This is a genomic window from Pseudoalteromonas ostreae (genome assembly GCF_018069805.1).
Taxonomy (GTDB): Bacteria; Pseudomonadota; Gammaproteobacteria; order Enterobacterales; family Alteromonadaceae; genus Pseudoalteromonas; species Pseudoalteromonas ostreae.
Genome location: NZ_JAGPYN010000014.1, coordinates 84,130 through 105,205 on the forward strand (window position 1 = coordinate 84,130; position 21,076 = coordinate 105,205).

17 protein-coding genes, 10 tRNA genes and 1 pseudogene are annotated in these 21,076 nt (G+C 41.2%); 6 read left to right on the top strand and 22 right to left on the bottom strand.

Annotation, left to right across the window (positions count from 1 at the left end; all coding sequences use genetic code 11):
- Positions 1-12 precede the first annotated feature (12 nt).
- A pseudogene (locus J7338_RS12765) lies at positions 13-987 on the top strand (RDD family protein).
- Between the two features lie 85 nt (positions 988-1,072).
- On the opposite strand, the gene J7338_RS12770 reads toward J7338_RS12765, so the two are convergent.
- The 6 genes from J7338_RS12770 to miaB form a co-directional block, all read right to left on the bottom strand.
- Positions 1,073-2,299 (bottom strand): hypothetical protein, encoded by a 1,227-nt coding sequence (locus J7338_RS12770; protein WP_210797425.1) that lies wholly within the window; start codon positions 2,297-2,299, stop codon positions 1,073-1,075.
- An 80-nt stretch (positions 2,300-2,379) separates the two neighbouring features.
- On the bottom strand, positions 2,380-3,954 hold the full coding sequence (lnt, locus tag J7338_RS12775) for an apolipoprotein N-acyltransferase (RefSeq protein WP_210797426.1): 1,575 nt from the start codon (positions 3,952-3,954) through the stop codon (positions 2,380-2,382).
- Positions 3,935-4,816, bottom strand: coding sequence for a CNNM family magnesium/cobalt transport protein CorC (corC, locus tag J7338_RS12780; protein WP_210797427.1), 882 nt, complete (start codon positions 4,814-4,816; stop codon positions 3,935-3,937). Before corC ends, lnt begins: the two co-directional genes overlap by 20 nt.
- 22 nt (positions 4,817-4,838) lie before the next feature.
- Entirely contained in the window at positions 4,839-5,297 is a 459-nt protein-coding gene (gene ybeY / locus J7338_RS12785; protein WP_210797428.1) for an rRNA maturation RNase YbeY, read from the bottom strand.
- 4 nt (positions 5,298-5,301) lie between these two features.
- Positions 5,302-6,363 (bottom strand): PhoH family protein, encoded by a 1,062-nt coding sequence (locus J7338_RS12790; protein ID WP_210797429.1) that lies wholly within the window; start codon positions 6,361-6,363, stop codon positions 5,302-5,304.
- 51 nt (positions 6,364-6,414) lie between these two features.
- Complete coding sequence (gene miaB, locus J7338_RS12795; RefSeq protein WP_210797430.1) at positions 6,415-7,860, bottom strand: tRNA (N6-isopentenyl adenosine(37)-C2)-methylthiotransferase MiaB; 1,446 nt, start codon at positions 7,858-7,860, stop codon at positions 6,415-6,417.
- 253 nt (positions 7,861-8,113) lie between these two features.
- Here miaB and J7338_RS12800 point away from each other — a divergent pair, with 253 nt between their 5' ends.
- Complete coding sequence (locus tag J7338_RS12800) at positions 8,114-9,274, top strand: FAD-dependent oxidoreductase (protein ID WP_210797431.1); 1,161 nt, start codon at positions 8,114-8,116, stop codon at positions 9,272-9,274.
- 229 nt (positions 9,275-9,503) lie between these two features.
- On the top strand, positions 9,504-11,072 hold the full coding sequence (locus J7338_RS12805; protein WP_210797432.1) for a putative bifunctional diguanylate cyclase/phosphodiesterase: 1,569 nt from the start codon (positions 9,504-9,506) through the stop codon (positions 11,070-11,072).
- Positions 11,073-11,086: 14 nt separating this feature from the next.
- On the opposite strand, the gene J7338_RS12810 is transcribed toward J7338_RS12805, so the two are convergent.
- From J7338_RS12810 to lolB, 16 genes are all read right to left on the bottom strand, one after another.
- Positions 11,087-11,161 (bottom strand) — tRNA-Gln (locus J7338_RS12810).
- A 38-nt stretch (positions 11,162-11,199) separates the two neighbouring features.
- A tRNA-Leu gene (locus J7338_RS12815) sits at positions 11,200-11,284 on the bottom strand.
- Positions 11,285-11,449: 165 nt separating this feature from the next.
- Positions 11,450-11,524, bottom strand: a tRNA-Gln gene (locus J7338_RS12820).
- A 40-nt stretch (positions 11,525-11,564) separates the two neighbouring features.
- Positions 11,565-11,649 (bottom strand) — tRNA-Leu (locus J7338_RS12825).
- A gap of 84 nt (positions 11,650-11,733) precedes the next feature.
- Positions 11,734-11,808: transfer RNA gene (locus J7338_RS12830), tRNA-Gln, on the bottom strand.
- Between the two features lie 40 nt (positions 11,809-11,848).
- Positions 11,849-11,933, bottom strand: a tRNA-Leu gene (locus J7338_RS12835).
- Between the two features lie 87 nt (positions 11,934-12,020).
- Positions 12,021-12,097: transfer RNA gene (locus J7338_RS12840), tRNA-Met, on the bottom strand.
- Positions 12,098-12,102: 5 nt separating this feature from the next.
- Positions 12,103-12,177: transfer RNA gene (locus J7338_RS12845), tRNA-Gln, on the bottom strand.
- Positions 12,178-12,216: 39 nt separating this feature from the next.
- Positions 12,217-12,301, bottom strand: a tRNA-Leu gene (locus tag J7338_RS12850).
- A gap of 143 nt (positions 12,302-12,444) precedes the next feature.
- Positions 12,445-12,521: transfer RNA gene (locus tag J7338_RS12855), tRNA-Met, on the bottom strand.
- Positions 12,522-12,798: 277 nt separating this feature from the next.
- On the bottom strand, positions 12,799-13,890 hold the full coding sequence (gene ychF / locus J7338_RS12860; protein WP_210797433.1) for a redox-regulated ATPase YchF: 1,092 nt from the start codon (positions 13,888-13,890) through the stop codon (positions 12,799-12,801).
- Between the two features lie 34 nt (positions 13,891-13,924).
- Positions 13,925-14,509, bottom strand: coding sequence for an aminoacyl-tRNA hydrolase (pth, locus tag J7338_RS12865; protein ID WP_338052497.1), 585 nt, complete (start codon positions 14,507-14,509; stop codon positions 13,925-13,927).
- 17 nt (positions 14,510-14,526) lie between these two features.
- The gene (locus J7338_RS12870) at positions 14,527-15,132 is read right to left on the bottom strand and encodes a 50S ribosomal protein L25/general stress protein Ctc (RefSeq protein WP_210797434.1); all 606 of its coding nucleotides are present in this window, start codon (positions 15,130-15,132) and stop codon (positions 14,527-14,529) included.
- Positions 15,133-15,292: 160 nt separating this feature from the next.
- The gene (locus tag J7338_RS12875; RefSeq protein WP_149980715.1) at positions 15,293-16,240 is read right to left on the bottom strand and encodes a ribose-phosphate pyrophosphokinase; all 948 of its coding nucleotides are present in this window, start codon (positions 16,238-16,240) and stop codon (positions 15,293-15,295) included.
- A gap of 100 nt (positions 16,241-16,340) precedes the next feature.
- The gene (gene ispE / locus J7338_RS12880) at positions 16,341-17,192 is read right to left on the bottom strand and encodes a 4-(cytidine 5'-diphospho)-2-C-methyl-D-erythritol kinase (protein WP_210797469.1); all 852 of its coding nucleotides are present in this window, start codon (positions 17,190-17,192) and stop codon (positions 16,341-16,343) included.
- 7 nt (positions 17,193-17,199) lie between these two features.
- Positions 17,200-17,787: a lipoprotein insertase outer membrane protein LolB gene (gene lolB / locus J7338_RS12885; protein ID WP_210797435.1), complete on the bottom strand. Its 588-nt coding sequence runs from the start codon at positions 17,785-17,787 to the stop codon at positions 17,200-17,202.
- A gap of 83 nt (positions 17,788-17,870) precedes the next feature.
- Here lolB and hemA point away from each other — a divergent pair, with 83 nt between their 5' ends.
- Genes hemA through prmC form a run of 3 tightly spaced genes read left to right on the top strand, consistent with a single transcriptional unit; the run spans position 17,871 to position 21,065 of the window.
- On the top strand, positions 17,871-19,127 hold the full coding sequence (gene hemA / locus J7338_RS12890) for a glutamyl-tRNA reductase (protein WP_210797436.1): 1,257 nt from the start codon (positions 17,871-17,873) through the stop codon (positions 19,125-19,127).
- 7 nt (positions 19,128-19,134) lie between these two features.
- A complete protein-coding gene (gene prfA / locus J7338_RS12895; protein WP_210797437.1) occupies positions 19,135-20,220 on the top strand; it encodes a peptide chain release factor 1 in 1,086 nt (361 codons plus the stop codon).
- Positions 20,221-20,222: 2 nt separating this feature from the next.
- The gene (prmC, locus tag J7338_RS12900) at positions 20,223-21,065 is read left to right on the top strand and encodes a peptide chain release factor N(5)-glutamine methyltransferase (protein ID WP_210797438.1); all 843 of its coding nucleotides are present in this window, start codon (positions 20,223-20,225) and stop codon (positions 21,063-21,065) included.
- Positions 21,066-21,076: the final 11 nt, after the last annotated feature.

Genomic DNA, 21,076 nt, shown 5'->3' on the forward strand with positions numbered 1-21,076 from the left:
ACAAAGGCGTAAATGAAAGCGAAACAAATAGAACAATTAGCATTAACAGCTGCTGAAACCAAGGAAGTTATTACGCCCTATGCATTTAAAATAGATCAAGCGCTATTGGGGCTACCACTTGCTTCACCGACTCGCCGCGCGCTCGCGATGGTAATCGATGTAGCGCTAATTTTTCTCGCGGCTAAGATCAGTGCTGCTGTAATCGCATTTGTCGCCGCAATGGCTTTTTATAAAGGCACAGCGCAAAAATACTTACCAACAATGTCGACTGTTTGGCGAAGAGTATTAAAAATAACTGCTGCCAGTATATTATTTATAAGTTCACTCTCCGTGCTTGCAATCGCAATCGATTTTTTTGAGGATGATACTGCGATTCAAGGGATAAGAATTAAACGCGAAACACCATTAAATGCAGAGGAAAAACAACAGATAAATACTTATTTAATGCAAACAGCGCCAAGTCAAAATTGCGATCAGGCTTGTCAAAGCAATGCACTTGCCAATTTAGTTGTTCAAGTGCCACAACTGGCTGAAATAGATGAGTTTGATAACGCTCAGGTATTGAAAGTAATGGTTGAAGATGATGAGCAGACGACTGCACTTGAAGACGGACCTGTTAAAGCTGCACCTGTTAATAGTATTTTACAGTGGGGCAAAGGGATCATTCAAGATTTAGGTCTTGGCTTTGGTTGGGCTGCTGTATATTTTACATTATTTTCGCTGCTGTGGCGTGGCCAAACACCGGGTAAGAAAGTATGCAATATCCGAGTTGTCGCACTTAGTGGCGAAGATTTAAGTTTATGGGATACGTTCGGCCGATACGGCGGCTACGGCGCAGGGTTTGCAACTGGGTTACTAGGTTTTTTACAAGTTTATTAGGATCCGAACCGCCAAGCCATTCAAGACAAAATATCAGCAACTGTGGTTATTAAAGGCAGTATAAATCAGCTAATAAATGAAGAGACGGTTAAAGCGATTGTTAAATAGATAGTTAGACTCTAAGCAAGTTTTATAGAAAGGATTAATATACAGAACATGCCCTATTTATGAAAAATAGGGCATTTAGGGAGGTTCACAGTCCTAAAAACTCTAAATAAGGCATAATAACATCGATATTTGATTTTATGAGTGCGCTAATACCGGCAAAAAACAGCGCGAATAGTGTACACGCTGAAACATAGCTAACATGTTTATAAATCAGACGATAAAACTTGTCCAGAAAGTTCCACATCAAAAATAATACGCCTATCCAAAACATGGTATCAAGTTTATATAACAGCGCAATTGTGACCACCGCTATTTCACTAATTAAACCGATAAGCTCAGCGCTAAAACGTAGCCAAGGTTTTTCTTTCAATAAGAAAAAGCTAAGTTGGGAGATCCCTGAAAAATAAGCAAGTGGCAGTAATGTGAGCATACCAAGTTCAAACGATTGTAGAGGCTGCCTTAGTTCGAGTAAAGGCGCGAACCAATCGGTATAAAATACTAACCAAGCTAATAGAGTTAACGTAAAACTAAGCGCAGTTAAATAAACTGATTGTGCAATGCGTTCATCTTGGCTGCCGACAGTTACTCTACCAGGAGCAACTAATATCATAAAACCAAAAGTTGATAACAAGGCTAATACACTGCAAAACCCAAAGATGCTGTTATCAAATATTAAGGTCAGCGCAGCGAATGTAATAGCTAATGGCCAACCTACCCATTTAGCTTCTTCTTTGTCGTCACTAATGCGACTTAGCACCGAATAGCAAACAATGCTGCCTAAAGAGAGTCCTGCAACTAGTAGCCAATATTCGTAGTGGAAAAAAATGAGCGAAATGATGGACGCGACGTAAATCACAAGTTCGTTGAGTAATGGTGGGAAATACGACATGACTTTGCCAATTAAGGCCAATAATAACAAAGCTGAAATAGCATATAGCGCGGTGGTGAAACTATCAATACGCTGCTCGGTGTCAGATATTGGTGAAGGTTGTTTGCTAATTTGATGGGCATTACCAATCGGTATGTCGGAGTTGTATGTTCCACTGTCTAAGTCAAAATGAAAGTTCGTTTGCGCTTGTTGATGTAAAAAAGTAGATTTTTCAGTATACACATTCTCTGAAATAGCATTTTCAGCTTTTAACTCTAGTAATAACTGATATTGTGCTTGTAACTCATCCTTTGAACTGACTTCATATTGAGCGGCTAAACCCAAGAAGGGGATAGTAAGCATCAATACGAGAAGAATAAAATGCTTGATTCTGAGCATGCGCTGGGTAATTAGTTGTGTGTATTGGGTATTAATTAGTAACATACAACTTCCTTGTTATTATGTTTAAAATAATTGATGTAGGTAAAATAAATCAATGTGTGATTACTTTTTAGTGAATATATTTAACGACGATAATCTTTAAATTTTACAATTAATGCTGCGATTGTAATGCTAAAAATAAATAACCACACCGGCCAATTACCATACTGGCTATAGATACTATCCCCTTCAATAAGCTTAACGTTCACTTTCAAAGTTTCAGCTTTAAACTGTGGCATGTTGACTTGAATTTGACTGATTGGGTCGTATACGCCGCTGATGCCGTTGTTGGTGATTCGAATAAGTGGGCGTTGTAGCTCCAGTGCGCGCATGCGGGCTATTTGCATATGTTGGTGAGGGCCGTGGGAGGCACCAAACCAAGCATCATTACTTACCGTAAACAAAATATCAGACTCGCTATGGTAATTACCACGTACTAAATCAGCAAAGGCAATTTCGTAGCAAATAGCAGGCAGAATATTTAGGCCGTTGGCGCGTAGATTGTTTTGTACTTCATCGCCGCGTGTAAACGAGGACATGGGTAAATCAAACAAAGGGGCGATAGGGCGCAATATATCTTCAAACGGCACAAACTCACCAATCGGTAGTAATTGGTGTTTTTGGTAACGGTTTTTACCTAAATATTGATAATGGCCGTGCTCGTCACCACGTTCTTTATTACCCAGCACTATAAGGGTATTGAAGATAGTTTTGGTATCAAGCTGGTAGTCGACAATACCGGTAATAAGGGCGGTTTCATTAAATGAGGCTGCACTGTCTAAACCAGCTAAAAAGCTGTCAGCGAGGGCTTCTATTTCAGGCACGGCGGCTTCTGGCCAAACGACTAAGTCAGCGTTCCAGTGAGGACGTGTCATGTCTTGGTACTTACTCATAGTGGTCCAAAACTCACTGGGTTCAAAGCGCAGATGCTGTTTGATATTACCTTGTACTAGTAAGGTGCTAATGGTTTTATCACTGTAGCTGTTATTACGCGTATAGTGAGTAATAGCAAATAGTAAAGCGATGCTTAGCACCGTAGCTGCTGTGGCTTTAAAGTCCCTTGAAAACAACAGGCGGTAGAGCGAAAAGCCAATAGCGATACAAACAAGAGTTAAGCCAAACTCACCAATCACGGGGGCGAGCAGGTTAAGCGGGCTATCGGTTTGAGTATAGCCAAAGCTTAACCAAGGGAAGCCCGTCATTACCACGCCGCGCAGATACTCGGTGATGGCAAAGCTACAAAGCAATAATAAACCATAGCTATTAGCGCCGCAGGCGAAGCGCGAGGCAAACATAAAGGCTAAAGCGGGGTAGATAGCTAAATAAGCACATAACAGCACCATCAGTAACACTGAGGCTACCAGTGGCATGCCGCCGAAGGTGGCAATGGACACATGCACCCAGCTGATGCCAGCGCCAAACCAGCCAAGGCCAAAAATGAAACCGTATTTGGCGGCGCGCTTACTCGCTTTTTTACCGTACTGAGATTCAGGTTCAGTAGTGTGAGTTGTGTAGATTGCCAGCGCTAAGCAGGCAAAAGTGAGGGGCCAAATCTCAAATGGAGCATAGCTTAAAGTTAAAAGAAGGCCCGCAACCAGTGCGAGCCAGGCTTTTTTATCTTTAGCTAAATGCAGGCAGTTAGTCAGTATTGTCTTCACTGTCGTTATCATCAGCCTTTGGCACGGTAACTTGTAATTGCAATAATCGACGATTATCGGCATTGGTTACCTTAAATTGTAAGCCATCAATATCTATTATTTCACCACGGCTTGGCATGTGTCCAAAGGCATGTAGTACCGTTCCGCCGATGGTATCTGCGTCTTGCGTGCTGTAGCCGGTTTTAAAATATTCGTTAAAATCATCAACTGGGGTGAGGGCTTGAACAATATATGCATGTTTTGCAACTTGACGAATATCTTGTTGATCTTCTTCGTCGTGTTCATCTTCAATTTCACCGACGATGAGCTCAAGAATATCTTCTATGGTTACTAAACCAGATACGCCGCCGTATTCATCAATCACTAACGCCATATGATAGCGTTGTTGGCGAAACTCATTCAGTAGTGTATCAACACGCTTACTTTCTGGCACAACAACCGCAGGGCGTAAATAATCACGTAATGATGGCAGTAGCTCATCTTTGTTTAGAATCAGTGGGAGTAGATCTTTTGCCAGTAGAATGCCTTCTATGTGGTCTTTATCTTCACACACTACTGGAAATCGTGAATGTGTTGAATCGACCATCATTGGAATGAGCTCTTCTAGTGGTGCGTCAACTTCGAGTGTGATCATTTGTGAGCGCGGGATCATAATATCTCGCACTTTTAATTCTGACACACCGAGTACACCTTCGATCATCTCTTTGGTTTCAGGATCAATGACATCCCGAACTTGCGCATCGGCAATTACTTCAGCCAGCTCTTCTCTATTCTGGGGTTCCCCTTGCAACATTTGGGTTATTCTACCCAACCAGGTCTTGCCAGAAGAACCCTGGCTAGTCTGCGAGTTATCGTCGCTCATTGCGTCTATTTGCTCCGTAAATTTAAATATCGTCCCGATATGGGTCTGCTATGCCTAATTCGGCAAGCAGTTGCTTTTCAATGCTTTCCATCTCTTTCGCATCATCATCCTTTATATGGTCAAATCCAAGTAAATGCAAGCATCCGTGGATCACCATATGGGCAAAGTGGTCATGAAATGACTTTTCTTGCTCTATTGACTCAGCTAATACAATGGCTGGGCATATCACTAAATCGCCAACCAAAGGTAGCTCTATTCCTGCTGGCGCTTCAAATTCAAACGACAACACATTAGTTGGTTTATTTTTACCACGGTAGTCATTATTAAGTTGTTGGCTTTGTTCTTCATCAGCAATAACAATACTCAGCTCTGATTCGTCACGGTATTGACTAAGCACTTTATTAGCCCACAGCGCAAATTGCTCAAGACTAGGCAAGTTGTCAAACTTACAGGTTATTTGTAAATCAAGTTCAGTGTTCACGGCATCACTCTTTAGTCGAAGGTTGCGCTTGCTCTTGATTGGCGAGCAAGTCTTTAGCACGTTGTTTTTCGGCGCGTTTGAGTCGTTCTGCTTCATCGTTACGTTCGTAGGCTTCAACAATACGTGCCACGACGGGGTGGCGTACCACATCCTGTGATTGGAAGAAGTTAAAGCTTATTTCGTCTACGTCACTAAGTACATCAATGGCGTGACGAAGCCCTGAGCGTGCACCACGGGGTAAATCAACTTGCGTGATATCACCGGTGATCACCGCTTTTGAATTAAAACCAATGCGGGTTAAGAACATTTTCATTTGCTCAACCGTGGTATTTTGGCTTTCATCTAAAATAATAAAGGCATCGTTCAGTGTGCGACCACGCATAAAGGCAAGTGGTGCAACTTCAATGACATTTTGCTCCATCAACTTTTCGACTTTTTCAAAGCCAAGCATTTCAAATAAGGCATCGTATAATGGGCGCAGGTATGGGTCGATTTTTTGGCTTAAATCACCGGGTAAAAAGCCCAGTTTTTCACCGGCTTCAACCGCAGGGCGGGTTAATAAAATACGACGAATCTCTTGGCGTTCTAAAGCATCGACTGCTGCGGCTACAGCTAAATAGGTTTTACCTGTTCCCGCAGGCCCTATACCAAAGCTGATATCGTGACGAAATATATTCGATACATAATGACCTTGATTGTCGTTACGTGGTTTTATTACGCCACGACGAGTTTTGATCATCACCTCTTTACCATATTCGTTTAGCTCATCTTGATCTAATGCATTTGATTCACTAATGGCTAAATGTACGGTATTTGCTTCAATTTCAGTAATAACACCGCGTACTGGCTGAGTTTCGACATATAAGTCTTTGAGGATTTCCATCGCTGCAAACGCGCTGGTGGTTTTACCGGTGATTTTAAAGTAGTTATCGCGATGAGTAATTTCAACACCTAAACGGCGTTCAATGTGTTTGATATTTTCGTCAAACGGACCACATAAAGAGGAAAGACGTTTGTTGTCGGAGGGTTCTAAATAAATCTCTAATTTTTTTAATTGATTACTCAAAATTGCTTCCTGTTTTGATGTGCCAGCGAAGGCTGGCACAGTAAATTTCGCCTACGGAACGAAAGTCGCCACACCTAATTCATCAGGGATTGCTTGCGGCTCTGGCTTTGCTGCTTTACTTAAAATTTCAGCAGGCGTAACCGCTCGGCGTAAGTTCATTTGAGATTCTGTACGAATTAAGTCACCACGTAAAGAGTTTGGTAGTGCTTCAGTGATACGTACATCAACAAACTGACCGATCACAGTGTGCGGGCCAATAAAGTTTACTACGCGGTTGTTTTCAGTACGACCACGTAGCTCCATCGGATTTTTCTTCGATGGGCCTTCAACTAAAATACGTTGTTCAGTATCAAACATTTGGCGACTGATCTGTTGCGCCATTTGGGTAATACGATTTTGTAACAGGTATAAACGCTCTTTCTTTTCTTGCTCGCTGACATCGTCAGGTAAGTCTGCTGCAGGTGTACCTGGACGTGCGCTGTAGATAAAGCTAAAGCTCATATCAAAACCAATATCATTGATAAGGTTCATAGTGGCTTCAAAATCAGCGGTGCTTTCGCCAGGGAAGCCAATGATAAAGTCTGATGACATACTTAAATTAGGGCGAATTTTACGTAATTTACGGATCGTTGATTTGTACTCAATCGCAGTGTGACCACGTTTCATTAAATTAAGAATACGATCCGAACCACTTTGTACTGGTAAATGTAAGTGATCCACAAGCTCAGGCACGTCGGCGTATGCGTCAATGATGTCTGGCGTAAATTCTACAGGGTGTGAAGTGGTATAACGAATACGGTCAATCCCATCAATGGCCGCTACATAACGAATTAAATCTGAGAAGTAACAAATTTCACCATCGTGTGTTTCGCCGCGATAAGCATTTACGTTTTGACCTAGTAAGTTTACTTCGCGTACACCTTGCTCAGCTAGTTGTGCAACTTCAAGTAATACATCATCAAGTGGGCGGCTGACTTCTTCGCCACGCGTGTAAGGTACTACGCAAAAGGTACAGTATTTAGAGCAGCCTTCCATAATAGATACGAATGCAGAAGGACCGTCTGCTTTTGGCTCTGGTAAACGGTCAAACTTTTCAATCTCTGGGAATGAAATATCAACCACAGAGCTGCCTTTGTTACCTTGCACTTGTTTGATCATTTCAGGTAAACGGTGCAATGTTTGAGGGCCAAAAATAACGTCAACAAATGGTGCGCGTTGGCGAATTGAATCGCCTTCTTGTGACGCAACACAGCCACCAACACCGATGATCAGATCGGGTTTGTCATCTTTGAGTAATTTCCAACGGCCTAGTTGATGGAATACTTTTTCCTGCGCTTTTTCGCGAATTGAACAGGTATTGAGTAGAATAACATCTGCATCCCCAGCTTCATCAGTTAACTGGTAGCCGTTGGTTGTATCGAGAAGATCAGCCATTTTCTGAGAGTCGTATTCATTCATCTGACAACCCCAGGTTTTAATATGCAGCTTTTTACTCATTGAAATATAGCCTCGTTTTCAATTCGGTAGTGGCACGGTTGTGCGCTAAACAGGATAAGCGGCACGTTCGCTTACTTAAAGGACGCGTATTTTAGCTGGATACCCGTCTAGATCCAAGTATAGTTTTTATGTTTGTGAATTGAAGTCAAACAAAGTGCGTTTTATGGTTGATTAAGATGAAACTCACTCGCACTTGCAAACAGAAGTACGATACAATCAAGCGCACTGAAAATAACCAAATTAGTGACTAAAAATGATGAAAAACAAGGTTGTTGTTGTCGGCGGCGGCATGGTTGGTGCCGCTACAGCAGTTAAACTCGCTAAACAAGGATGCCAAGTAACAGTGATTGAGCAGCAGATAATTGATGCTGATGCAGTACTGGCAAGTGAAAAAGTTGATATTCGTGTATCTGCTATCAATCGTTTTTCAGAAAACTTATTAGATGACTTAGGCGCTATGCCTATTTTACGAGTGCATCGACATGCCCCATATCAACAGCTCGAAGCGTTTGAACGAACGGGCGATAACCTTTTGTTTGATTGTCACGATATTAATACCACTCATTTAGGCCACTTAATTGAAAATAATTTAATTCAAGCGAGTATCTGGCAACAGTTTGCACAGCACAATATCGAAGTGATTGAAACACCACAATCATTGTCCGCAATTGAGCAAAGCGAACAGCAAGTGACATTGCATTATGGTGCGCAGCAATATACTGCCGATTTAGTTGTTGCTGCAGATGGTGGGCAATCGTTATTACGTCAACAGGCCGGTATTGGTGTTACGGGTTGGCAATATGGCCAGCACTGTATGGGAGTATTAATAAAACTAGACGCGCCACAACAAGTAAAAACATGGCAGCAGTTTAAGCCCTCAGGTCCGGTAGCTTTTTTACCTATGCAGGCACCATACGCCAATTTAATTTGTTACCACGATGCAAAGCAATTAAAGCAATGGCAGCAACTTTCAGCAAACGAATTAAAACAGCAACTGCTTGCACATTTTCCGCCTTTAGCTGGGGATTTTGATGTCATAGAACATGCAGTGTTTCCGTTAACTCGCCAACATGCCAACAGCTATTCAGATGGCCGTATCGTGCTGGTTGGCGATGCAGCACACACTATTAATCCGCTCGCAGGGCAGGGGGTTAACTTAGGCTTTCAAGATGTCGTTGCGCTTGCTGACATATTAAAAAATGCAGACGATGTAGGTGCCGCACAATACCTCAAACAATATGAGCAAACTAGACGCAAAGCAAATTTGTTAATGATGAGTATGATGGATGCCTGTTATTTTGGTTTTTCTAATCAATTAACCCCATTACAGTGGGCACGCAGCCACTTTTTGAAAGTGGCAAACAATTCAGTTTTTTTTAAAAATCAGCTTCTAAAATACGCAATTGGTGGATAATTGGACTAGATTAAAGTTATCGACAATAAAGCTTTAATCAGAATATCAATTTTATTTATGTACGGATGTGTTCGTGAATTTTATTAAAAAATAAAAAGTTGATCTTCTTGTATCCGAGCAAACAAAGCTTTTTTGCTAACTTTTACCACTTGTTTGTATTTAAAGTAATCGGAAATATAGGCGTTAATTTTCTTTAAATTGCACTCAACCTGATTATAGAAGCGCTAATGTGAATAATTTTTTTATTTTCATAATTTTAGCAGGTACTTTTCTTTTAGCCGTAAGCTTAAAGCCTACATTTCTAATCTATAAAAAAACTAATAGCTCACAATGGGCCTTATTATTTGTACTGATTATTTTTTTTATAACTGGTTATTGGTGGGTAGTATATTATTTTTTTACCCATGGTGCTGATACCTTTGTAACTTCGAGTGTTTCATTAATCTTATTTGGCGGCAGTGGTTTTGTGATACTCGTCACTCGATTAAGCTTAAGTAGTATTATTAAAATTGAAAAGACAAGTGCGCAGCAACGCTTTTTAGCTGAGCATGACAGTCTTACTCGCCTGCCAAGTAGAAACAAATTTTTTCGTGTTCTTGAAAAGCAAATTACTCAGGCTAACCCATTTACGTTATTGTTTATAGATTTAAACGGCTTTAAACAAGTAAATGATGGATTTGGTCATCAATATGGTGATGAGCTTTTAAGTGTGCTTTCTAAGAGCTTACAACAGCATTTATCTGGGATCGCTAATCTATATAGGATTGGTGGTGATGAATTCGCGCTTATTTTGTTTTCACGAGAAGAAAAAACATATTCCAATTGTATTGCTGCGATTAATACTGCGATCAGCTTTCCTTTTACTATTAAGAAGCAAAAAATAATGGTGATGTTGAGTATTGGGGTAAGTCGGTTCCCTGATGATAGCCAGCAGCAACATGAACTGCTAATACAAGCTGATTTGGCTATGTACGAAGCAAAAAAGACGGGTCATCAAGTTGTTGTTTATTTTCCTGAGTTAGGCCACAGAGCGCGAGAGTTAAGCGAGATGTCTAAACAGATTGAAAAAGCGCTGCAAAGTGATGAATTTGAATTGTATTTACAACCTATTTTATCGGCCTTTGGCCAGCAGTTACATGGTGCTGAAGTACTCATACGTTGGCCAAAAGAAGATGGAGAGTTTATACCGCCAAATAAGGTGATTAGTGTGGCAGAACAAACTGGGCTGATTTTGCCTTTGTCTCAATGGATTGTATTAAATTCTCTAAAGCATTTAAAAAAACTTAAAGCACATGGGTTTTCTGGTTTGCTTCATATAAATCTCTCACCTAACGATCTAGAAAGTAAAGAGTTTTATTATTTTATTGAAATGCTTGTTGATTTGGAGCCTAGTATGAGTGAATCAATCATTTTTGAGATCACGGAAAACGCAATGATGACTAGTTTGAATGCAGCTCGTGAAATGATGTCTAAATTGAGTAAGATGGGTTTTAAGTTTAGTGTAGACGATTTTGGAACCGGTTTTTCTTCATTGGTTTTATTAAGGGAACTACCAATAGATCAAATAAAGATAGATCAATCATTTATAAAGAACATGCTTAATGAGCCTACGGCATATGCAATTGTTGAGTCAACAATATTTTTAGCAAGCAGACTTAATTGTAATGTAGTTGCTGAAGGCATTGAAGAAAAAGACATTGAACAAGCATTAATTAAATTAAACTGTGATTATGTACAAGGCTTTTTATATAGTCGGGCAGTACCACTAGATGAATTTATAAAGGAAAATTTAATGTAGGTGTTAGATAAAATTGGCTGGGATACCAGGATTTGAACCTGGGAATGCCAGGATCAAAACCTGGTGCCTTACCGCTTGGCGATATCCCAACTTTAAATTTTATTAGTTTTAGTTCTAGGTAAGAACATGGTGCGGAAGGAGAGACTTGAACTCTCACATCCTAAGATACTGGAACCTAAATCCAGCGCGTCTACCAATTCCGCCACTCCCGCATCGAGCATACACAGTATTAATGTATTGGAACCTAAATCCAGCGTCTAATTCAAGACAACTGTCAATTCCGCCACTCCCGCATAGTCTGTATAATTATATACGTTTTTGCTGTTTATACTCGTAGCTAGAGTTATTCTTTAACAACATTCTTTAGTATAAGAAGTTGGCTGGGATACCAGGATTTGAACCTGGGAATGCCAGGATCAAAACCTGGTGCCTTACCGCTTGGCGATATCCCAACAAAGAAACAGTTGATAGTTTTAATTCTTATCAAGAACATGGTGCGGAAGGAGAGACTTGAACTCTCACATCCTAAGATACTGGAACCTAAATCCAGCGCGTCTACCAATTCCGCCACTCCCGCATAGTCCGTATAATTATATACGTTTTTGCTGTTTATACTCGTAGCTAGAGTTATTCTTTAACAACATTCTTTGGTAGAAGAAGTTGGCTGGGATACCAGGATTTGAACCTGGGAATGCCAGGATCAAAACCTGGTGCCTTACCGCTTGGCGATATCCCAACAAAGAAACAGTTGATAGTTTTAATTCTTATCAAGAACATGGTGCGGAAGGAGAGACTTGAACTCTCACAACCGAAGTTACTGGAACCTAAATCCAGCGCGTCTACCAATTCCGCCACTCCCGCATACTTTGTGTAATTAAACACTAGGTAGTTATTTTAAACTCTTCATTGAGTGTAGTTTAAACTCCTACAGAGCCATTTCAAAAGAAATGGTGGCTAAGACGGGATTTGAACCTGTGACCCCATCATTATGAGTGATGTGCTCTAACCAGCTGAGCTACTTAGCCATTGTTGGCTGGGATACCAGGATTTGAACCTGGGAATGCCAGGATCAAAACCTGGTGCCTTACCGCTTGGCGATATCCCAACAATAAACAAGTGATAATTTCAGTTCTCATCGAGAACATGGTGCGGAAGGAGAGACTTGAACTCTCACAACCTAAGTTACTGGAACCTAAATCCAGCGCGTCTACCAATTCCGCCACTCCCGCATCGAGCATACAGGTATTAATGCTTTGAAACCTAGATCCAGCGTCTAATTCAAGACCACTGTCAATTTCATCACTCCTACATACTTTGTGTAATTAAACACTAGGTAGTTATTTTAAACTCTTCATTGAGCAACAAAAATAAATGGTGGCTAAGACGGGATTTGAACCTGTGACCCCATCATTATGAGTGATGTGCTCTAACCAGCTGAGCTACTTAGCCATCTTTTTTGTTAGCACTTCATCGCTGAGTGCGGGGCGTATTATGCTGATATGACCCAAATCCGTCAACACCTTTTTTGCAAAAAAACACGGATCTCAGTTTGTTTGCGGGAAAAATAGGCTAACAGGCTAAATTTTAATAAATATGGTGCTTTTTTAACAGCTTTATTGTGACTTATTCACAGCAGCTGATATTTAACGATAGTGCAAAAATAAAAAAGGCTCGTAAAAACGAGCCTTTAAAACCACTAAGTGTGGTAATTTAAAGAACGGGGATGTTAAACATTGAACAAGAAGTTCATTACATCACCATCTTTAACTATGTATTCTTTGCCTTCTTGGCGCATCTTACCTGCTTCTTTTGCGCCACTTTCACCTTTAAATGCAATGAAGTCATCAAAAGCGATAGTTTGTGCACGAATAAAGCCACGCTCAAAGTCGGTATGGATTTTACCTGCGGCTTGTGGTGCCGTCGCACCAACAGGAATGGTCCATGCACGTACTTCTTTTACGCCTGCGGTAAAGTAGGTTTGTAAATGTAGTAACTCATAGCCACCGCGGATCACAAGATTCAAACCAGGCTCTTCAAGACCAAGATCGGCCATAAACTCAAGTTTATCTTCGTCATCCAGTTCTGAGAGTTCAGACTCTATCGCTGCGCATACTGGCACAACAACCGCATCTTCAGCGGCGGCAATTGCGCGCACACGGTCAAGATGTGGGTTATTCTCAAATCCATCTTCGGCAACGTTCGCAATATACATTGTTGGTTTGATGGTTAAGAAGTTGATAGAAGCTATTGCTGCTTTTTCTTCTTTTGTCAGTGCTAAAGAGCGTAAAGTTAAGCCTTCATCAAGGTGTGCTTTTACTTTTTCGAGAACAGCATTTTGTTCTTTAGCGTCTTTATCACCACCTTTGGCTTTTTTTGCATTACGGAAAATAGCTTTATCAGCGCTATCCATATCCGCAAGTACTAATTCAGTGTTGATCACGTCAATATCATCAGCTGGATCAATTGTGCCCGCTACGTGAATTACGTTTTCATCTTCAAAACAGCGAACTACGTGACCAATTGCATCTGTTTCACGGATGTTAGCTAAAAATTGGTTACCCAAGCCTTCACCTTTTGATGCGCCTTTTACAAGACCTGCAATATCCACAAATTCCATACTAGTGGTAAGGATGCGTTGTGGATTAACAATTTTTGCAAGCTCGTCTAGACGAGGATCTGGCACCGGTACCACGCCCGTATTTGGTTCAATGGTACAAAAAGGAAAGTTAGCGGCTTCGATACCCGCTTTGGTTAATGCATTGAAAAGTGTTGATTTACCAACATTAGGCAAACCGACGATGCCACATTTGAAACCCATAGTTAAGATACCTTGTTTAGATCCGTTGAACCGATTATGGCTTAAACGAATGTAGTCTGTTTTGTGCTTTTAACACACCGTCTTTTGCAAGTATTTCCATACAACGAACTGCTTCATCTACTGCGGCATCCATTTTCTCTTGATCTTCTTTGGCTGCTTTACCAAGCACCCATCCGGTGACCATTTCACGATGCCCTGGATGGCCTATTCCAACGCGTAAGCGCATGAAATCTTTTTGGTTTGCCATTTTTGCGATAATGTCTTTTAAACCATTATGGCCACCGTGTCCGCCACCTTTCTTTAACTTGGCAACACCGGGTTCTAAATCCATTTCGTCATGGGCAACTAAAATGCTTTCAACAGGGATTTTGAAAAAGTTGGCTAAACTACCGACCGCTTTACCACTTAAATTCATATAAGTTGCGGGGATCAGTAATTTGAATTCTTGACCTTGGATGATCACTTTGCCGGTAAGGCCGTGATACTTAGGCTCGTGTTTTAGTGTACAGTTGTAACGTGCAGCGAGTTGCTCGATAAACCAAGCACCTGCATTATGGCGTGTGTTTGCGTATTCGGGGCCTGGATTAGCCAAGCCCACAAGCATTTGAATAGAATTCAAGGTGCAAACCTTAAAAGTTATTCTGCTGCTTCGTCTTCAACTGGCGCAGCTTTGTTAGCTTTGATAGTTACGATAGACTGGTCGTGATCAGCACCTTTCGCTAAATCAACAGATGAAACACCTGCTGGAAGTTTAACGTCAGAGATGTGGATTGAGTCACCAGCAACTAAGCCAGCTACGTCAACTTCAACAAACTCAGGAAGTGACTTAGGAAGACACGTGATTTCGATTTCTGTTAATTGGTGAACAACAGTGTTACCGGCTTTAGTTACTACGTCTTCACCGATGAAGTGAACTGGCACTTTAGTGTGAAGTTTATGAGCAGCATCTACACGTTGAAAATCAAGGTGAGTGATTTTAGGCTTGAACGGGTGACGTTGGATATCTTTAAGGATAGCTTCAACTTTTTCACCAGCGATATCAAGAGTAAGAATGTGAGTGTAGAAACCTTCACTTTCTTGTGCTTTGATCATATCTTTGTGTTCAAAAGTAAGAGATGCAGCTTCTTTGTCAGCACCGTAAAGGATCGCAGGGATTTTATCTTCACGACGTAGGCGGCGGCTCGCACCTGTACCTGTAGCTGTGCGTAATTCTGCATTAAATGTATAAGTTTCGTTAGACATGATGTCTCCAATAAATAAATAGTGTAGGGCCTTTGCGACCAAGGTCCCTAGCCAAAAGGCGCGCTATCATACCACCACCACTGATTAAAAGAAACACGACGCATAAAAAAAGCGCCATTGAGGCGCTTTATTACATTTGAATGTTTTAACTAAACAACGTTTAGTGTTCGAACATCGCAGAAATAGATTCTTCATTGCTGATACGGCGAATTGTTTCAGCTAGCATATCTGCAAGTGTTAACACTTTAATTTTATCAATTGCTTTTAATTCAGCAGACAGTGGAATTGAGTCTGTTACAATCACTTCATCAATTACTGAGTTACGAATATTTTCTACTGCTTGGCCAGAAAGTACAGGGTGAGTAGCGTAAGCAAAGACTCGCTTAGCACCGTGTTCTTTTAGTGCTTCAGCTGCTTTACATAAAGTACCGCCAGTATCAATCATATCATCAACAATGATACAGTCACGGCCTTCAACGTCACCAATAATGTGCATTACTTGAGAAACATTCGCTTGTGGGCGACGCTTATCAATAATGGCAAGATCGGTATCGTTTAATAACTTAGCAATAGCACGGGCACGAACTACACCGCCGATATCAGGTGATACAACAACAACATCATCAAATTGACGCTCTTTCATATCTTCAAGTAGCACTGGGCTACCGAACACATTATCAACTGGTACATCAAAGAAGCCTTGGATTTGCTCAGCGTGTAAATCAACCGTTAGAACTCGGTCAACACCTACACTTGATAAGAAATCGGCAACAACTTTTGCTGTGATTGGTACGCGAGCAGAGCGCACGCGGCGATCTTGACGTGCATAACCAAAATAAGGAATGACGGCTGTTATACGACCTGCAGATGCACGACGTAAGGCATCAACCATTACAATAAGCTCCATCAAGTTATCGTTAGTAGGGGCACAGGTTGATTGCACAATAAAAACATCCGAGCCACGAACATTTTCATTAATTTGAACACTGATCTCACCGTCGCTAAAACGGCCAACAACAGCATCGCCAACTTCAATATATAAACGTTTTGCAACTTTTTGAGCTAACTCAGGTGTTGCGTTACCAGCGAAGAGCTTCATGTCAGGCACGGTAGGGTTCCTCAGGCACTGAATTTTTGGACTAATAAGCGATAAGAAAAGTATAGCTTATTAACTTAAACTTTATTTACTTGTACGTTACTTCATTACTTCAATGTATAGCGTTCAACTGCGTATGAGCAGGAGAGATATTAACGCTGCTGGCAATAAAACCGTCCCAGTTATGGGGGAGATTTTCAAGAACATGTTGCGCTTCTTTTTGCGTGGCAAATTCAACAAAACAGCATGAACCTGTGCCAGTCATCTTTGACGGAGCGTATTTTAGCAACCACTGGAGGGTCTTTTCAACCTCAGGGCAGAGCTTTTTAACTAAAGGCTCGCAATCGTTGGCTAATGTTTGTTGCTGCCAGGGGCCTTTTAGCTTCGGTGTATTACGTTTTAAATCTGGGTGAGTGAAAATTTTCGCGGTGCTCACATGTTCACTTGGATGCACTACACAATACCATTTTGACGGCAGCTCTACATTTACTAACTTCTCGCCAATCCCTTGAGCTAGGGCGCTTTTGCCGTTAATGAACACCGGCACATCTGCGCCTAACTGCACGCCAAGCGCTGCTAATTCTTGCAAGGATAATTGACAGTGCCATAATTTATTCAGTGCTAAAAGTGTACTTGCCGCATCTGAAGAACCACCACCAACGCCGCCTCCCATGGGTAATATTTTAGTTAAATTAATTTTTGCGCCAAAAAGTGAATTTGTGTGTTTTTGTAATAAAACGGCCGCTTTATAGATCAAATTATCTTTAAGTGGAATATTAGAGGTATCACCAGTGACTTCAATTTCAGTTGTTTCAGATAAAGTAAATGTGAGTTGATCGCCATAATTTAAAAAAGTAAATAAGGTTTCCAGTTCATGATAGCCATCTTCACGACGGCCATTAATGTGTAAAAATAAATTGAGCTTGGCAGGAGCCAATAACGAAAATGAAGTCATAGTGTGCATAGTCATGTTAGTCAAAGTGCCATTCATAAAGTTGAATTTTTATTTTAATATCGTGGTGTTTTAACGTGAGCCTAGTAGGTAACCAAAATCCGGCATATTGTTGGTAATCAGCGTAGCTTATTTGCCATTGATCGCCATCGGTTGAGTGCCACGTTACATTTTTAGCTCGGCCTAGTTCATCAACTTGCAAACTTGGATCGTTAACTGTGCCTTTTAACCAATGATCGGCGCTGTCCATTGGTATATTAAAACCAGTCAGCCTAGCAAGCAGGCGCGATGCATTAATGTCATGGTAAATGTGATCATCGTATTCAAGTTCAGCACCGTGGCTATTTTGTGTTAATGCCAAAACCCGAGTACCGATAAAACTCGTTAAAATAAGTTGATTTAACTGTTCTTGTTGTTGCCAATTTAAGTTTACTGATTGGCGTTCATCTGAGCTAATAAAAGCAAGTTTGCCTTCTACTTGCCAATTACTTTGTTGGGATAATTGCGACTTCCAGTCATCATATAGGGCAGTTTGTGGCCGAATTTGTTGCGCGCAACCACTTAAAAATAAAAAAAATGTGAGTAAAATCAAATATAGTCTAATCAAATGTCGTTCCTTACTTTCCATATTCCGCTGATTTTTGGTAAAATTATCGTCTTTCGAGCACGGCTTAGCAATATTTGGCACATATGACCATAGTAGCACTTGGTATTAATCATAAAACCGCATCTGTAGAATTACGTGAAAAGGTTGCCTTTTCGCCTGAACAATTGTCGGCAGCATTACAGCAACTGAGCGATCACGATCAGTTTAATGAAGCGGTTATTGTGTCAACATGTAATCGAACAGAAATCTATTGTAGCCTCGCTCAGCAAAATTCCCAAATACTGTTGCAATGGTTAGCTAGTTTCCACGGTTTGGATGAATACGAACTGAGCAGTAATGTATATTGTCATCAAGATAATGATGCTATCAATCATTTAATGCGAGTGTCATGTGGCCTAGATTCTTTGGTGCTAGGTGAACCGCAAATTCTTGGTCAAATAAAGCAAGCTTATAATAGCGCCAAAAATCACAATTCGGTGAGTGTAGTATTTGACCGGTTATTTCAAAAAACCTTTTCGGTAGCAAAACAAGTAAGAACGGAAACCGATATAGGCGCCAGTGCGGTGTCTGTTGCTTATGCTGCGGTTAATTTAGCTAAACATATATATGGCAAGTTAGATAAAACCAAAGTGCTATTAATTGGTGCTGGGGAAACAATTGAGCTGGTAGCGAAACATTTATATCAAAATGAACCACAACAGATCACCGTGGCGAACCGCACCATAGAGCGTGCGCGCCTACTGGCCGAAGATGTTAATGCCGACGTTATTGCGTTAGCGCAGTTACCTGAACGCTTACATCAGGCGGATATTGTGATCAGTTCGACAGCAAGTACTTTGCCAATTATTGGTAAAGGGGTAGTTGAACAAGCGCTAAAACAACGACGTAATAAGCCAATGTTATTTATTGATATTGCAGTACCGCGCGATATTGAAAGCCAAGTTGGTGAATTAGATGCGGCCTATTTGTATTCGGTTGATGACTTACAGGCAATAGTAAGCGAAAATATCGCTTCAAGAGAACAAGCCGCCGATGAAGCGCAAGTGATTATTACCCAGCGCTGTGCGGAATTTGTGATGTGGATGCGTTCACTCGATTCTGTCGATCTGATCCGCTCTTATCGCCAAGATGTACACGATATTAAGTCTGAGCTGGTTGATAAGGCAGTCAGCCAATTAAACACCGGTAAAGATGCAGAAAAGATTATTTTAGAGCTGGCCAACAAGTTAACCAACCGTTTAATGCACGCGCCTACCCGTGCAATTCAAGATGCGGCTAAAAAAGGTGAAGTTGCTCAGTTAAGCCAATTAAAGAAAATGTTAGGTATTGATCAGGAATAGCAGTTACATGAAAGAGTCTGTTTATCGTAAGTTAGAAACCTTAGTAGAGCGTTATGAAGAAGTGCAAGCGCTGCTAAGTGATCCGTCAGTTATTAGCGACCAAAATCGTTTTCGTGCGCTTTCAAAAGAATATTCTGAGTTGGAAGAAATTGTTAAAGCATTTTTAGGCTATCAGCAAACACAAGATGATGTTGCTACAGCAGAAGAAATGCTAAAGGATTCGGATCCTGATATGCGTGAGATGGCGCAAGAAGAATACAAAGAAGCCAAAGCGCAAATCCTTGCTATCGAAGATCAAATACAAGTGTTGATGCTACCAAAAGATCCGCGCGACAATAATAATGTGTTTTTAGAAGTACGCGCCGGCACGGGGGGCGATGAAGCGGCCATTTTTGCTGGTGATTTATTCCGTATGTATACCCGTTATGCTGAAACTAACAAATGGAAAGTAGAGATTGTGAGCACCAATGAAGGTGAACACGGTGGTTACAAAGAAGTCATTGCTAACATTAGCGGTGAAGGCGTGTACGGGCAATTGAAGTTTGAATCTGGTGCTCACCGGGTACAACGTGTGCCAGAAACTGAATCGCAAGGACGAGTACATACCTCTGCGTGTACTGTTGCGGTAATGGCTGAAGTGCCAGAAGCTGAAGCGATTCAAATTAATACCGCTGATATTAAAGTTGATACGTTCCGTGCCTCAGGTGCCGGTGGTCAGCACGTTAATAAAACTGACTCGGCAATTCGTATTACTCACTTGCCAACGGGTGTCGTGGTTGAGTGTCAAGATGAACGTTCACAGCATAAAAATCGCGCGAAAGCTATGTCAGTGCTTGCTGCACGTTTACAGCAAGCGGAAGATGAAAAACGCCATGCTGCCGAAGCATCTGAGCGTCGTAATTTAGTCGGTAGCGGTGACCGTTCGGAACGTATTCGTACTTATAACTACCCGCAAGGGCGTATTACAGATCACCGTATCAATCTCACTTTATACCGTTTAAATGAGGTGGTTGCTGGTGACTTAGCTTGTGTGATTGAGCCGCTAATGCAAGAACATCAGGCTGACTTACTCGCTGCAATGGGTGATGAATAATTGTGACAGACACGGTTGAATCGGCAATTAAACGGGCTACTTTGCTATTGCAAAGTAGCAGCGACAGTGCCAAATTAGACGCGCAAGTTTTGTTACTTGATGTGCTACAAAAACCGCATAGTTATTTATTTAGTTGGCCTGAAAAGCTGCTTAGCGCAGCGCAACTGCAGCAATTTGATGAACACTGCCAGCGCCGTTTAAATGGCGAACCAGTTGCTCATATTACTGGTTTAAGAGAGTTTTGGAGCTTACCTTTACAAGTTAATTCAAGCACTTTAATACCACGTCCTGATACAGAAATACTGGTTGAATATGCCCTCAGTTTATCTTTACCTATGGCAGCCAAAGTGCTTGATTTAGGTACTGGGACTGGTGCTATTGCGCTTGCACTTGCCAGCGAAATGCCACTTTGGCAAATTACAGGGGTTGATAGGGTTGCTGATGCTATTACGCTTGCGAATACAAATAAGCAGCGTTTAGGTTTTATTAATGTGGGCTTTGTGCAAAGTGATTGGTTTAGCCAAGTAGATGCGCAACAGTTTGATCTAATTGTCAGTAATCCGCCGTATATTGAATACGATGATATTCATTTAAGCCAAGGCGATGTGCGCTTTGAGCCGTTATCGGCATTAGTAGCCGATGATGACGGTATGGCCGATATAAAGTATATTATTACTCAGGCGCGTGACTTTTTAACGTCAAATGGTTACCTTCTCATTGAGCATGGGTATCAACAACGCACTAAAGTGCATAGTTTTTTTGCACAAATGGCGTATACAAATATACTTACAGTTAAAGATTTAGCAAATAATGATCGTGTAACGCTCGCACAGTGGCCTGGATAACGATAATAATT

Bases quoted from the DNA above. Each gene is read 5' to 3' on its own strand.
- J7338_RS12770 (WP_210797425.1), bottom strand. From the start codon at position 2,299: ATGTTACTAATTAATACCCAATACACACAACTAATTACCCAGCGCATG.
- corC (WP_210797427.1), bottom strand. From the start codon at position 4,816: ATGAGCGACGATAACTCGCAGACTAGCCAGGGTTCTTCTGGCAAGACC.
- miaB (WP_210797430.1), bottom strand. From the start codon at position 7,860: ATGAGTAAAAAGCTGCATATTAAAACCTGGGGTTGTCAGATGAATGAA.
- J7338_RS12800 (WP_210797431.1), top strand. From the start codon at position 8,114: ATGATGAAAAACAAGGTTGTTGTTGTCGGCGGCGGCATGGTTGGTGCC.
- ychF (WP_210797433.1), bottom strand. From the start codon at position 13,890: ATGGGTTTCAAATGTGGCATCGTCGGTTTGCCTAATGTTGGTAAATCA.
- J7338_RS12870 (WP_210797434.1), bottom strand. From the start codon at position 15,132: ATGTCTAACGAAACTTATACATTTAATGCAGAATTACGCACAGCTACA.
- ispE (WP_210797469.1), bottom strand. From the start codon at position 17,192: ATGCACACTATGACTTCATTTTCGTTATTGGCTCCTGCCAAGCTCAAT.
- hemA (WP_210797436.1), top strand. From the start codon at position 17,871: ATGACCATAGTAGCACTTGGTATTAATCATAAAACCGCATCTGTAGAA.
- prfA (WP_210797437.1), top strand. From the start codon at position 19,135: ATGAAAGAGTCTGTTTATCGTAAGTTAGAAACCTTAGTAGAGCGTTAT.